Consider the following 11,740-nt stretch of genomic DNA (forward strand, 5'->3'; position numbering starts at 1 on the left):
ATGGTTCGCTCGAAGGCAACGCGTTCCGTCGAATAACGCACGGACAACTCCAGCATCGCCTCCAGCGCCCCGCTGATCTGTTGGCTGCGCACGGCACTGCCCATCAAGAAAAGGGAGGTCGGATCGAACCCGTTTGGCGCAGTCTCAATAGCGACCGGCTGCACGCCAGCAACAGAAACAGTATCCGCCGCGTCTCCTGCAAGGTTCTCGAAGCGGTCAATGCGGCACAGTGAGGCATCCACCAAAGCGATCCTGACTCCTGCAGCGCTCTTGGCGAGAACGGCAAAATGAGCGGCATCACGCGCGAACGGGATGCGCCTCGCTTGTCCGGTCAATCGTCCCCCGGCGTCCAGTCCGATCAGTTCAGGCGGGTCGCCGGGCAATACCGTCATCATGCCCTCGGGCGCGACGATTCCGCCCTGCGACAATAGCCATCCCGCAACCATGGTCTCTGCCAGCGGAACCGCAAGGGCTGATCTTCCAGCCGCGCGCAGCACGGCAAAACCGTCGATCAGGCTCGCGCCTGAACCGCCGTGCTGTTCTAATACCCACGCCAACGGCAGACCGGCCTCGGCAAGTGCGCGCCACAACGGCGCCTTCCACGCATCGCCCTGAGCGTGCGCAACTTCTTGCAGATCCGCCAGGTCGGCGAAGATCCGTTCGGCAGTGGAAACGACGATGTTGTCTTCGTCTGACATGGAGGCTCCTGACTTGGACGAAACGCAATCAAACGGGACACGGCCCATTCGGCTTGGTCATTCCGATCGTCCGCCCGTTTCTAGGCTTGTGATCTGCTTTGGCGCCAGCGTGAGATTGGCGGCAAAATCGGCCGATAAATCCACCGAAAGCAGAATGGCGTATGCCTTTGACACCAGCGAAATTCGCCGATTGCGGCACAATCAATCGCTCAAGTGAAACTTGATCGCATCACGCATCACGGCCGCAAATGCCTTCTCTTGCGAGACGAGCGCGTCGGTGAGGCCAGCAACGCAAATGGCCAGAGGCTCGCTGGATTCAGCTACTCGCGGGAGAGCCATGGCCACCACGCCGGCGCCCGGTGTAACGAGACTAAGCGACAATGCATGGCCCTGCTTTCGCACTTTGCCGAGTTCAACCAGCAATGCCTTGATATCGACCTGCTTCTCGGGGCGCGTTTCATAGGAATTGAGCAGCTTGACAAGACGGCGGACTTCCTTGTTCGAATACCTAGATAGTAGCGCATAGCCCAATCCGGACTTTGCCAGCGGGCGGAGCGTTCCGGAGCGCACATGCAAGCGCATGGGAACCTTGGATTGGATGACATGGATGTACTGCGCGGCCAAACCGTTGCGCAGGCCGACCATGACGGTCTCCCCGGTTCTTGCCGACAAATCCTCCATCAGATTGATCAAGCGCCCACGGCGAAAGAGGACTGGGCTGAGCCAGTGGCCCAGCATCGAGATCCGCGCCGTCGGGATGTAGGTTCGGCGGCCGGCGTCATAGTGCAGATAGCCAAGTGCCGTCATCGTCCGCATCAGAGCCGACGTGCTCGACTGCGGAAAATGCAAAGCGGCAGCCACGTCGATAACCGATGCGGCGGACTGGTGCTCTTCGAAAAACTCGAGAACCTCGAACACGCGCTTCGCCGACTTGACGGTGTTGTCGATCTTCTGATCTGGCGGCACCAGACTCTGCGTAACCTTGGGAATGTCGCGACGCAATTCGGGCGTCAAACCGCGCGTAGGCGCCCGTTTGATAGGCTCATTCCTCTTCACGATCGCCATCTCCGCTACTTGCCTCTTGCCAAACCAGTCTTGAGCCATCAACTGCTATATTGGTCAGGGGCGGCCGTCCTCCTTGGGGATCGCACCCAGTTGAAAGTGCCGCCCGCGTCGGCCCGCCCTAGCAATTCTCGGCCAAGCACATTCATCTTCGCCTTTCCGTCTCGCGACGGGGATGCAGCATTCGGGGATTCACGAATGAGCTTAAGGCAATCGATGGATTTACCTCATCGCGCAGGATGCGTTCGTCCCGCAACAGCGATGGGAGACGACATGGCCAAGACATCCCACACAATACGCGTTCGCAAATATCAACGTCAAATTATAAAAGCGTTCTCAAGAAACCCATATGCAGTTTGAACCTCGATCTGAGCGAATTCCTTATTGACGTCGCCGGAAATTCGCAGCATCGGTGCCTTCGTTGACGTGATGGGACTTGAACGTTGGCGGTGGTTATTTAAGGCAATCGGAGAGAGCCGGATGAACGACGAGACGTTGGCTGCCGGGCTAGACAATCGCTATGCCAAGTATGCGCGGCTTCAGTTCGACTGGCCGCAGCCGCGGGTCCTGCGGGTCACCATGTCGAACGGCAAGATGAACTCCGCCGACGAGAAAATGCATGGCGAACTCGGCATGGTCTGGCGGGACATCGACAGCGATCCCGGCGTCTCAGCCGTCATCCTGACCGGTGCCGGCAAAGCCTTCTCGGCGGGTGGCGATTTCGCGATGATGGAGCGCATCATCGACGATCATGACACGCGCATCCGTAACTGGAAGGAAGCCCGAGACATCGTCTACAACGTCATAAACTGCTCTAAGCCCATCGTCAGTGCTATCAGGGGGCCGGCGGTCGGCGCTGGCCTCGCTTGCGGCTTATTGGCAGACGTCTCCATCGCCACCAAGACGGCGCGCATCATCGACGGGCATACGAAGCTCGGCTTGGCCGCGGGTGATCATGCGGCGATTGTGTGGCCGCTGCTGTGCGGAATGGCGAAGGCGAAATACTATCTGTTGCTGTGCGATCAGCTTCTGGGCGAAGAGGCGGAGCGGATCGGTGTCGTATCGATGTGCTGCGAGGACGACGAGCTGGACGCAAAAGCTGTCGAGGTCGCCGGCCGTCTTGCCGCAGGACCGCCGAGTGCCATTCGCTGGACGAAATACGCGCTCAACAATTGGCTCCGGCAGGCCGGGCCGACGTTCGATGCTTCGTTGGCGCTTGAATTCATGGGATTTACAGGACCAGAGGTGAAGGAAGGCCTTGCTGCTCTCGTGGAAAAGAGACCGGCGGCATTTCAACCGGACTGTCCGCTCTAAGAAGACAAGGACTACCGCATTCCGTAGCTATCGGGCCTATGCCCATTTCATCCAATGCACCGGCGCCATCGAGAAAGACGCCGGCGAGGTGGCCGAGCGGCGATGTTCCTACGATTAAAGATCTGCGGCAGTATCGCGCCGGACGCAAGCAAAGTCAGGGTGCACCACGCATGTCTGCCGGCGGCTCAGTCGCGCATAGCCGAAATCCGTCCTTTCTTTGCCAGGCCTAGCTTGAGGCGGCAAATCTGCCGCCGACATCAATCCGCAGTCGATGCGCGGATCGAGGCCAGCACGGCCGGAAGCGATACGCACGATGTGATGCAGTTCGAGCGGAAGGGCGAATCCTTGGAAACCGGTCAGTCGACATCGCAAAAGCTGGTGTTTGAGCGTGCCGTCTGTCTACCCGACACCTTTGCCAAGGAATACGCCAAGGGCTGAAGCCCGTTCAAAACGATTGGATATTCGATGCCACAGGCTGCCGACGACATCGCATCCGACATCATCGCGAAATGGGCCGCGGCTTTCGGCAGACTGGACGCCGACGCGCTTTCCTCGCTTTATTCAAAGCACGCGCTGTTCTTCGGCTCGAACCCGAAACTGTATCGCGGGAGAGACGGTGTTGCGGCCTACTTCAAGGGATTGCCGCGATGGCGGACAACTGCCGTTCAATTCAGCGACGTCGTCTTCGAACTGGTCGGCCCCGATCTGGTCAATTTCGCCGGCACGGCGTCGTTTGACGTTGATCAAGGTGCGGTAAAACTGTCGCTCAAGATTACCTGGGTGATCGCCCGTGAAGACGGGGGTTGGAAAATCGTCAGCCACCACGTCTCGTCGAAGGCGCCGTTGATTTAACAAGTGCAAGACCATCATGGAGGGAGCGCTTGACAGAGATGCTGCGCTCGCGCGCGAACTGATCGCGCGACATCCCAATTGCCCTTGCCCCCTGGAGTCGCCCGCCGAAGAGCAGGTGAGAAGTTTATGGCAGGCTCTGCTGAATTTCGTGCCCGGTCGCTTCCGGGCGCGCTGCATCGGCATGCCCGCGCTGGCGCGGCGCGACATCTTGTCTGCCCAACTCGTGGTCCACGACCGGCCTTGGTTCGACCCGCGTTTCGCCGTTCCAACCGGCAAAGTGCGGGCGCCGGCACGTTCGTGCGAACGAAGCGCCGCAGTCTGGAAACCGTTTACCATCGGCCGAAAACCGCTGGAGCTGAGCCGTCGGTCCCAGTCCATACTGGCGGTACACACAACCCCGCCGTGGTCGTCTGGAAACGCTTATATTGCAGCGGTTTTCGGGGGTCCATTGGACCCCGATAGAGAATCCCTCCCTCTTCGCCATCGATATTGGACAGCGTGGTCCTTCAGAGATAGGCGTTTCGCCCAATCCTTCTCGCGGATCCAGCCCAAACACCTTTAGGGTCGCTTCCCGTGCCTAGTTTTGCGGAAAATCTTTCCGTTCTCGCAAAACTCGAGATGGTCGATAGGATCGAACTCACTTGGGTTGATTAGCAGGGCAACTTCGTCGCATTCGCGATCCGGTTCAAAAGCATTAGCTTCGTCCTCGAGTGGAAACCGATCGGCCTTCCCGGCTCCCACATCGGCTTTCGTCAAAGCCGCTGCAAGCCCGTGGTGCTCATGTCGACAACACCATTTCGCATCGGCCTAAAGCCCTTTCGCGTGGAGGCTCAAAACATCGACATCTACCAATTTGGAGTAGCGGCGGGCGATGGCATTATACGCGACGTGGCCTGAGTTCGAAGACCTGGCAACCGTAAAAACCTTCCAACCCGGGCAGTAGCTCAAACGGTAGGTTTGGGTCTGGCGAGGTCAAAAATGCTTTATCATTCAAAGGGGATTGACTGACACTCTCTCCGCCGCCGCGCTGTTCTCATTGTATCCGATCGTTCGAGCCGACAACAAATCAATGAGTAGCGCGACAACGGCTGTTGCGACTAGTTTCGTGATGTTGCCCCTAGTCACCGCCCGCGCCGTAGCTTCTGAGCGTGGGGTCGGAGGACGGATGTCGCGATGAAGCGCACGGCGCGCAAGCCAAAGCGGCTCGACGTCAGGCGCAAAAGGAGATGAAGCCCCTCGGATGGGGCGCTATTGAGATGTCCTTCTCGCGCGTTCTAAAGCTGGCCACACCAAACGGTTTGACCAACGATAACCGGTCGTGAATGGGCGGTACTTATGACCATTGTTTTACCTTCGCAATGGTCTCAAACATCCCCACAGCGCCCCCGCCAAACGGATTGAGAGCTTCCGCTTTCGCCTTTGCCCACTCGACCCATGTCCTCAATGTGCCGTCTGAGACGGTGACATCACCCTCGGTGGCTAGCCGAGCCTCGACTTCTGCAAGAAACGCCAGCAATCGCTCCCGCTCATCCCAATTGACGGCGTACTCGCGAAACTTGTTCCAGCGCTTCTCGTCGATTTCCCGCAATTGACGGGCTTCGTAGCGGCGCGCTTCCTCTTCACGGTAGCGCTTCTGCTGCTCTTCGCGTTCGCGCTTCATTTTTTCAAGGGTCGGCCCTGCCGCCATTATCGTGCCGACGATAGTTGGCATGAGTTGTCCGATTTTGATCTTTTGCGATTCGACCCACTCAGGTCGCCGACCCTGCAAGTAGGTCGTGATGCTGACCCGAAGAAAGCCTGAAGAACCCAATCCCGACTTACAATACTCGGTGAACGCGGTCCATTTGCGTTGCTCCTCCCATTGCTTGAGAGACTGCACCATCTTTTCAACGATTGAGCACTCGACTTGGTGCCCGTCGATCAAGAACGTTACCTTGCCTGAAGCTGACGATTTCTCGATTGTGCCACCGCCTTCTCAACTGCATAAAATATCGCGCTGGTGGCTCTGAAACGATACAGATCGCGCTCTGTCAGGTCAGGGATCAGGGGTGACGCCCAACCGAAGTCCCGACGGCGATTCCTGTTTTCCAGCTCGCGCTCTTTCTGCCGTTTCTTGTGACCGGCGATCCAGGCCTGCACGCGTGGGTGAAGGTTGTCGTTGCGCTCAGGTACCGCGACATCACGAATGCGGTTGGCCACCGTCGCGGCGGCTTGTTCCGCTGCAAGGGAAGGCGCAGGCTTCGGTGGCGTGGGGTGGATATCTGCCGCGCTTGGGATTCCGTCCCGCCGAGGGGAAAGCTTAAGTGTGACGACTGGCTTTTCGGCTTCCTTCTTGGCCCAGTAGCCGCGCGGAGGATAAGGCACGTCCAGCCTATCGCAGACCTTGGCCAGACCGTTCCCGGTAATTCCGAATTCCTCGGCAAGCCGGATCATCGGCTTATCCCAGACCATCTTGTACAGCTCTTCGCGCGTAACGCGCCGCGTATGCGAAGGCTTCGGCCTTTCCACCGTTGTTCGCTCCTATTTGAGTTTTTATGGGCAACCCTCGCACAGATTGCTCCTGCCGAGACAGCGGCTGCAAGCCCTTGGAGCTGTGCAAAACGTGGGGATTTCTGCTGCGGACCCCAACGGAGCTCATCATGTCTGACCTGTCGCTAGGACTTACGCAACAATCGCCGTAGGGAAGGGTTGCAAAGCTGCTGGCATCGGTAGATCAGGTATAAAAAGACTGCTGCTATTTCAAACGACAGGGGCGGATGCGTGCGCTTCTTTAGGAACTGGTTGCTCCCAATACTGTTCGCCGGACTGGGAGCCTTGTTGGGCTTAATCGTGATCGGGCTAGCCGGCTTCAATATGGTGCAGACGATTGATGGGTCGCCAGTTGTCGGCGGATCCATTCCATCGGAACAGGTAGGCACGATAATCAATCAAGGGAAAAAGATCGGTAGCTTCATTGATTTCTACGGCGTGGCTCTCCCAGGTGAACCGTTCTACTGGACACTCGGCATCATCGCAGTGTTAGCTTTCATCGGATACCGGATCGGCTCGCGCTTCAGGATTTGTTGTGGCCGAATAGGCCCCTGAACACTAAAGCAACAATCAGTCGATAATCGCAGTCTCGCCTTCCAGTTCGCGAACCTTCTCGATGGCTTCGCGCTTGCTTACACCCAACCAATCTGTAGGCGCATGTTGCCATCCGCGACCGCGCGCGTTGCGTTCGCGGGCAACGGACATCATGTTCAGACGCGGGGCCAAACCTTAGCCAGCTTGACTTCAAAATCGCTCAGCCCCAGTCGGGCGTATGCTGTATAGGTTTTCCACAACAGGGAGGGTCGGGGTGCAACGGTTTAAATTCTGCGCAGGGCTACGAAAGGAATTGATCGAACAAATCGGTGGAATCAAAGATGCTAGTTACACACTCTGGTGGGATGACACCGCGCCCAACTATTCAACCCGTCGATCACTGTCCGAAATATTTGAGCGCCACGTCGCATTGGCTGCTGATCATGGCCTCTTGATCGTCACCCGTCACAGCGATTGCTCGAACAAACCTCATTCGAGGTACCCGACCAGCAACCGCTACGACCTTTCGATCCCATATCGGTCGAAGGAGTACGTTTGGGAGGGCGACCAACTCTATCAGGGCAGTCGCTTTTGCACGTGTCCTTGCTCTCCTCGCAATGCCGCCTCAGAGCATCATGTGATCGACGATTTCGTCTACAAGAAGGGGAGCGATCTCATCTTTTGTCGCCAAATCGCTAGCGTTCTTTCTGACCTACGCAGCGCTATCGAGAATGCCGGCGATAACAAACCCCGTTCTGGCATCCGGGAGTATTTGCTGCGGGCTCTCCTGACCTTAAACGATGCAATCTTGCCTGAACCCATGGAAAGATACATCACGCGTCAGCAGGTCGGGGAATGGCCGAAGTAGGCTCCCTATGCCATCCTTTCGCGCCGCATTGAGAACGGAAAACATGGGCTGCAAGGGGGTAAGTTCGAGTCGGCTATGGAGAAATGGCGCACCCGACACGATTCGAACGTGTGGCCTTCGCCTTCGGAGGGCGACGCTCTATCCAGCTGAGCTACGGGTGCTTACTGCTTACGCAGTGCTTACGCGGATTTCGCGCGTGAGTGAACCCCAACGCGCAGCCCTCGCAAGCCATTGCAGTACAATACTCTTTCTTCCTCACTTTTCACATCAGCCGGCTTGACACTTGCCTTCGGAGGGCAACGGTCGACTATGCTGCCAGCCGGGGAATGGTCCGTTCGACCAATCGCAAGAATCGGGTGTTGCGCCCTCCCGCAACCAACGATGCCGGCGATTCCGAGTTTTCGGGGTCGCCGGTTCCATTCCGCAAGGATCGGGTGTTGCGTGTCCCCGCAACCACCGGTTCTTGCGATATCGGCGCAGGCGACCCGGAATGGTCGCCTTTAGGTGACTCAAGCAAGCGCGCCTCCCTTGATCGGCATCACCTTCTTGGGATCGAGCCAGTAGTCGATCCGATCAGCCCAATGCTGCATCAGCTTCGTGCGCGAACCGATCAGCGCAAGCGGTCCGTGCTTCTTGTAGAGGCCTTCCACAGTAGAGTTATCGAGGTGCGCAAGCTGTAGCTCGATGACATCGCCATCCCATGCCTTGGCGTCCTTGATCTCTTCGTGGTGAGACAAGGTCGAGAAGGTGGTCCGGAATCCATGTGCACAATGATCAGTCTTGGTGTCAATGCCAAGCAGCCGCAAGCGCTTGTTGAGCGTGTTGTTTGAAAGCGGCGCGTCCTTCGAGCAGGAAAACGCGTACCGGCGATGGCCGGTCAGCTTCTGAACGCTGCGCAGGATTGCAAGTGCCTGCCGTGACAAAGGCACGACATGGTCCCAACCGGTCTTCATCTTGGCGGCCGGAACAGTCCAGCGTTCTGTATCCCAATCGACCTCGCTCCACTCCATTTCATTGACCATGCCGGGGCGGGGAATGGTCAGTGCATCGAAGCGCAAGGCAAGGCCAACAACGTCACCAAACCTCGCTCTCGTCCACGGTGCGCTGATGAGCTTGAAGACGCGCGTCACGTCACGTGGTTCGGTGACGCCGGGACGCGGGGTCGAAATGTTGGCAATCATCTGCCCATTCAAGTTGCGGAATGGATTGTAGCCATCGCCTTCGACATCGGCATAGTCGCAGATTTGCTCACCGATGCTTCGCACGCGGTCGCGAGTTTCCAGCTTTCCGTCGGCTTCGTATGAACGCATGAAGGCGAGCACGTCCGGACGTTTGATGTCCTGCCTGCAAAGGGTGCCGAAGCGAGCCTTGACGTAGCCGACGCGCAGCTCGAGCACCTCGATGGTCTTGGGGTCGCGCACTGCGACGATCCTGCCGCGCTTGACTTTCTCCACCTTCTTCTTCGCAAGCCACTCATCGGCCCATTGCCCGAAAGGCCGGGCGGCGGCCTGCCTGTGCTTGTCGAGCTGCTTCTCGATGCTCGGGTCTTTGCCTTCCTTGAGCAGGTCTTTGGCCTTGTCGCGCTCGCGCCGCGCGTCTGCGAGCGAGAACGTGCCATCCCTGCCGTTGCCGTAGGGGCCGATGGAGTAGGTTTTCTGGCGGCCGTGGAAACGGTAGTCCATCCGCCAGAGCTTGGAGGCAGCGTTGCCGGGCCTGCTCATGTCCGGCGTGACGAAGAGATAGAGCCAGCCGCCGGTCACGTCGGAAATCTTTGCGGGACTCCACGCGCCATTGTCGAATTTCGGTCGGGCGGCGCGGCAGTCGACGTCGGTCTTGATCTGCTTGGGATTGGCGCAAGCGCCGTCGTTCTTGCCGGCCATCTGCTCAATTCCTTCATTCGGAAAAGCGAAAGTCGCCGTGAACGTTTGTTCTCCCGATACCAGCAAAAATACCAGCAAATCGGGCGGCTGGGATCGGAGGGGAACAAACGGTGACGAACCACAATGTACGCGGAAGTGCCTATTTTTCAAGGGTTTCCGAGCACTGCGCGGACGGTTGCGGACGTTTGAGAACGGGCTTGAACAGCCTAGTTGGTGCCCCTGGCCGGAATCGAACCAGCACTCCTTGCGGAACTCGATTTTGAGTCGAGCGCGTCTACCAGTTCCGCCACAGGGGCATTCGCCCCATCAGCCCGGAGGGCTGGCGTCGCGAAGCGGGCGGAATATAGCGGGCGGGGTGGCGGGGTCAACCCGCGCGGTTTTGATCCGAACGCGGCTCGACAGTGGCGGGTCCAAGGGATACCACCTTGGTATTGCAGGAGCTTTAGCCGTGACGCTCGCGACCGCCAATCCGCTGTCCACACGCAATACCGCCAATCCGGCGCTGACGGCGTCGGCGGCCGTGGCCGTCATCGCGGCGGCGACGCTGGCGGGCGCCTGGTTCTTCCAGCTTGTGCTGGAGATCCTGCCCTGTCCGCTCTGCCTCGAGCAGCGTTATGCCTATTATCTCGCGGTCCCGCTCGGGGCGCTGGTGGCGTTCGTCGCCGCGAAGGGGGCGCCGCGGCCGCTACTGCTCGCGGGGCTGGCAGTTCTTGCGCTGGCCGCGCTCGTCAATGCCGGGCTTGGCGCCTACCACGCCGGCGTCGAATGGGGCTTTTGGCAGGGGCCGACTGATTGCACCGGGCCGGTCGGCAATCTCGGCAGCGCCGGCACGCTGCTGCAGCGGCTGGATACGGTGAAGGTTATCCGCTGCGACGAGGTGCAGTGGCGCTTCCTCGGCCTCTCGCTCGCCGGCTACAACGTGCTGATCTCGCTGCTGATGGCCGCCATCGCCGCCTGGGGCTTTTCGCGGACGGCACGCGCCTGAGACATCGCCCTCCGGCGTGAGAAGGCGCCCCCTATTACCTACCCACGTGGTCCCCATAGAATGACGGCTGCGCCGATCAGACATATGGAAGCGCCTGTAATGTCCCAGCGATCGGGACGTGCGTTCTCGACCGCCCAAAGCCACACAAGCGACGCGACGATATAGATGCCGCCATAGGTGGCATAGGCTCGTCCCGCCGCCTCGGTCTCGACGAGCGTCAACAGGTACGCGAACATGATGAGCGAGAGCAGGCCCGGAAACAGCCACCAGACGGGCTTGCCTAGACGCAACCAGCCCCAGAATGCAAAGCAACCGGCGATTTCAGCGATCGCGGCGCCAACATAGACGACAGCAGTTCTCATAAGGGATCAGCTCTCACAACTCCCGCCGTCATTCAAGGCGGCGGGTCAAATCGCCGCTGTCCAAACGCGCAGTGCGAGCCCGGACCCGACTGCGTGATCCTCGATGATTTGTCGAAAGGGCAAGAAGAAACAGCTTGCACTCAGAAATCCAGTGCTCGAAGCGTAGCCCGTGTTCCTAAGCGCAATGCGGAAGTGCGAGCGCGCCGCGGCGATCGCCAACCTCTCTTCGTCATTCCGGGGCGTCCGAAGGACGAGCCCGGAATCTATTCGTCCATTTGCGCGAGCGGCGAAATGGATTCCGGGCTCATCGCTTCGCGATGCCCCGGAATGACGGAAGAAAATTCGCGAGCGATTCCAAGGTGATTTGGGTCGTCCAGCCCTCACGCGGAAAATAAACCGCTTAACCCGTCGGGCAAATCAGTGATTTAACTCCGCGCGTCTCATGGCGGATGAGGGGCGGGTCGCGATCGTCACGAACGTTGCGGTGAGATGCGGTGGACGTGATGCGTGCGACTGACGAGCGCGCACATCACGGACGGCGAAGTCGTGTGGTCCTGGCACCCCGACGCTGGCGCTAAGCTTCTAACGAAGTGACGGTGGCAAGAAAGCCCGGTCACCGGGGAGAGCACGAAGTAAGCCGTAACACCATCGCGCAG

Annotated in this window: 12 protein-coding genes and 2 tRNA genes; 6 read left to right on the top strand and 8 right to left on the bottom strand. The window is 58.9% G+C overall.

The annotated features are described in order from the left end of the window. Both OZ411_RS41555 and OZ411_RS41560 read right to left on the bottom strand, forming a co-directional pair. The coding region (locus tag OZ411_RS41555; protein ID WP_282532587.1) for an acyl-CoA dehydrogenase family protein at positions 1-698 on the bottom strand (698 nt) is incomplete at its 3' end. Between the two features lie 201 nt (positions 699-899). After that, on the bottom strand, positions 900-1,763 hold the full coding sequence (locus OZ411_RS41560; RefSeq protein ID WP_282532588.1) for a helix-turn-helix domain-containing protein: 864 nt from the start codon (positions 1,761-1,763) through the stop codon (positions 900-902). 381 nt (positions 1,764-2,144) lie between these two features. On the opposite strand from OZ411_RS41560, the gene OZ411_RS41565 reads away from it, so the two are divergent. The 3 genes from OZ411_RS41565 to OZ411_RS41575 all read left to right on the top strand — a co-directional run bounded on the left by OZ411_RS41565 (position 2,145) and on the right by OZ411_RS41575 (position 3,926). Next, on the top strand, positions 2,145-3,074 hold the full coding sequence (locus tag OZ411_RS41565; protein ID WP_282532589.1) for an enoyl-CoA hydratase/isomerase family protein: 930 nt from the start codon (positions 2,145-2,147) through the stop codon (positions 3,072-3,074). A gap of 102 nt (positions 3,075-3,176) precedes the next feature. After that, positions 3,177-3,512 carry a hypothetical protein gene (locus OZ411_RS41570; protein ID WP_282532590.1) on the top strand — a complete coding sequence of 112 codons (336 nt, stop codon included), beginning with the start codon at positions 3,177-3,179 and terminating at the stop codon, positions 3,510-3,512. 27 nt (positions 3,513-3,539) lie between these two features. Continuing rightward, entirely contained in the window at positions 3,540-3,926 is a 387-nt protein-coding gene (locus OZ411_RS41575; RefSeq protein WP_282532591.1) for a nuclear transport factor 2 family protein, read from the top strand. A gap of 1,333 nt (positions 3,927-5,259) precedes the next feature. On the opposite strand, the gene OZ411_RS41580 is transcribed toward OZ411_RS41575, so the two are convergent. Further along, positions 5,260-5,850 (bottom strand): hypothetical protein, encoded by a 591-nt coding sequence (locus tag OZ411_RS41580; protein ID WP_282532592.1) that lies wholly within the window; start codon positions 5,848-5,850, stop codon positions 5,260-5,262. A 5-nt stretch (positions 5,851-5,855) separates the two neighbouring features. Further along, a complete protein-coding gene (locus OZ411_RS41585) occupies positions 5,856-6,434 on the bottom strand; it encodes a hypothetical protein (RefSeq protein ID WP_282532593.1) in 579 nt (192 codons plus the stop codon). Between the two features lie 309 nt (positions 6,435-6,743). Between OZ411_RS41585 and OZ411_RS41590 the strand changes: the two genes are divergently transcribed. Beyond that, the gene (locus tag OZ411_RS41590; protein ID WP_282532594.1) at positions 6,744-7,010 is read left to right on the top strand and encodes a hypothetical protein; all 267 of its coding nucleotides are present in this window, start codon (positions 6,744-6,746) and stop codon (positions 7,008-7,010) included. 292 nt (positions 7,011-7,302) lie between these two features. Next, positions 7,303-7,857 (top strand): hypothetical protein, encoded by a 555-nt coding sequence (locus OZ411_RS41595; RefSeq protein WP_282532595.1) that lies wholly within the window; start codon positions 7,303-7,305, stop codon positions 7,855-7,857. An 84-nt stretch (positions 7,858-7,941) separates the two neighbouring features. Here OZ411_RS41595 and OZ411_RS41600 read toward each other — a convergent pair. The 3 genes from OZ411_RS41600 to OZ411_RS41610 all read right to left on the bottom strand — a co-directional run bounded on the left by OZ411_RS41600 (position 7,942) and on the right by OZ411_RS41610 (position 10,033). Continuing rightward, positions 7,942-8,018 (bottom strand) — tRNA-Arg (locus OZ411_RS41600). Between the two features lie 348 nt (positions 8,019-8,366). After that, complete coding sequence (locus OZ411_RS41605; RefSeq protein ID WP_282532596.1) at positions 8,367-9,737, bottom strand: site-specific integrase; 1,371 nt, start codon at positions 9,735-9,737, stop codon at positions 8,367-8,369. A gap of 211 nt (positions 9,738-9,948) precedes the next feature. After that, positions 9,949-10,033: transfer RNA gene (locus OZ411_RS41610), tRNA-Leu, on the bottom strand. 152 nt (positions 10,034-10,185) lie between these two features. Here OZ411_RS41610 and OZ411_RS41615 point away from each other — a divergent pair. Beyond that, positions 10,186-10,722, top strand: a complete 537-nt coding sequence (locus tag OZ411_RS41615) for a disulfide bond formation protein B (protein ID WP_282532597.1) — start codon at positions 10,186-10,188, stop codon at positions 10,720-10,722. A 38-nt stretch (positions 10,723-10,760) separates the two neighbouring features. Here the strand turns inward: OZ411_RS41615 and OZ411_RS41620 are convergent, their stop codons facing one another. Next, positions 10,761-11,084, bottom strand: a complete 324-nt coding sequence (locus OZ411_RS41620) for a YnfA family protein (protein ID WP_282532598.1) — start codon at positions 11,082-11,084, stop codon at positions 10,761-10,763. Positions 11,085-11,740: the final 656 nt, after the last annotated feature.

Origin of the sequence: Bradyrhizobium sp. Arg237L, from assembly GCF_029990105.1 — a bacterium.
In the GTDB taxonomy this organism is placed as follows: domain Bacteria; phylum Pseudomonadota; class Alphaproteobacteria; order Rhizobiales; family Xanthobacteraceae; genus Bradyrhizobium.

Coding starts and splice junctions, on each gene's coding strand:
- OZ411_RS41560 (WP_282532588.1), bottom strand. CDS start 1,763: ATGGCGATCGTGAAGAGGAATGAGCCTATCAAACGGGCGCCTACGCGC.
- OZ411_RS41570 (WP_282532590.1), top strand. CDS start 3,177: ATGTTCCTACGATTAAAGATCTGCGGCAGTATCGCGCCGGACGCAAGC.
- OZ411_RS41575 (WP_282532591.1), top strand. CDS start 3,540: ATGCCACAGGCTGCCGACGACATCGCATCCGACATCATCGCGAAATGG.
- OZ411_RS41605 (WP_282532596.1), bottom strand. CDS start 9,737: ATGGCCGGCAAGAACGACGGCGCTTGCGCCAATCCCAAGCAGATCAAG.
- OZ411_RS41620 (WP_282532598.1), bottom strand. CDS start 11,084: ATGAGAACTGCTGTCGTCTATGTTGGCGCCGCGATCGCTGAAATCGCC.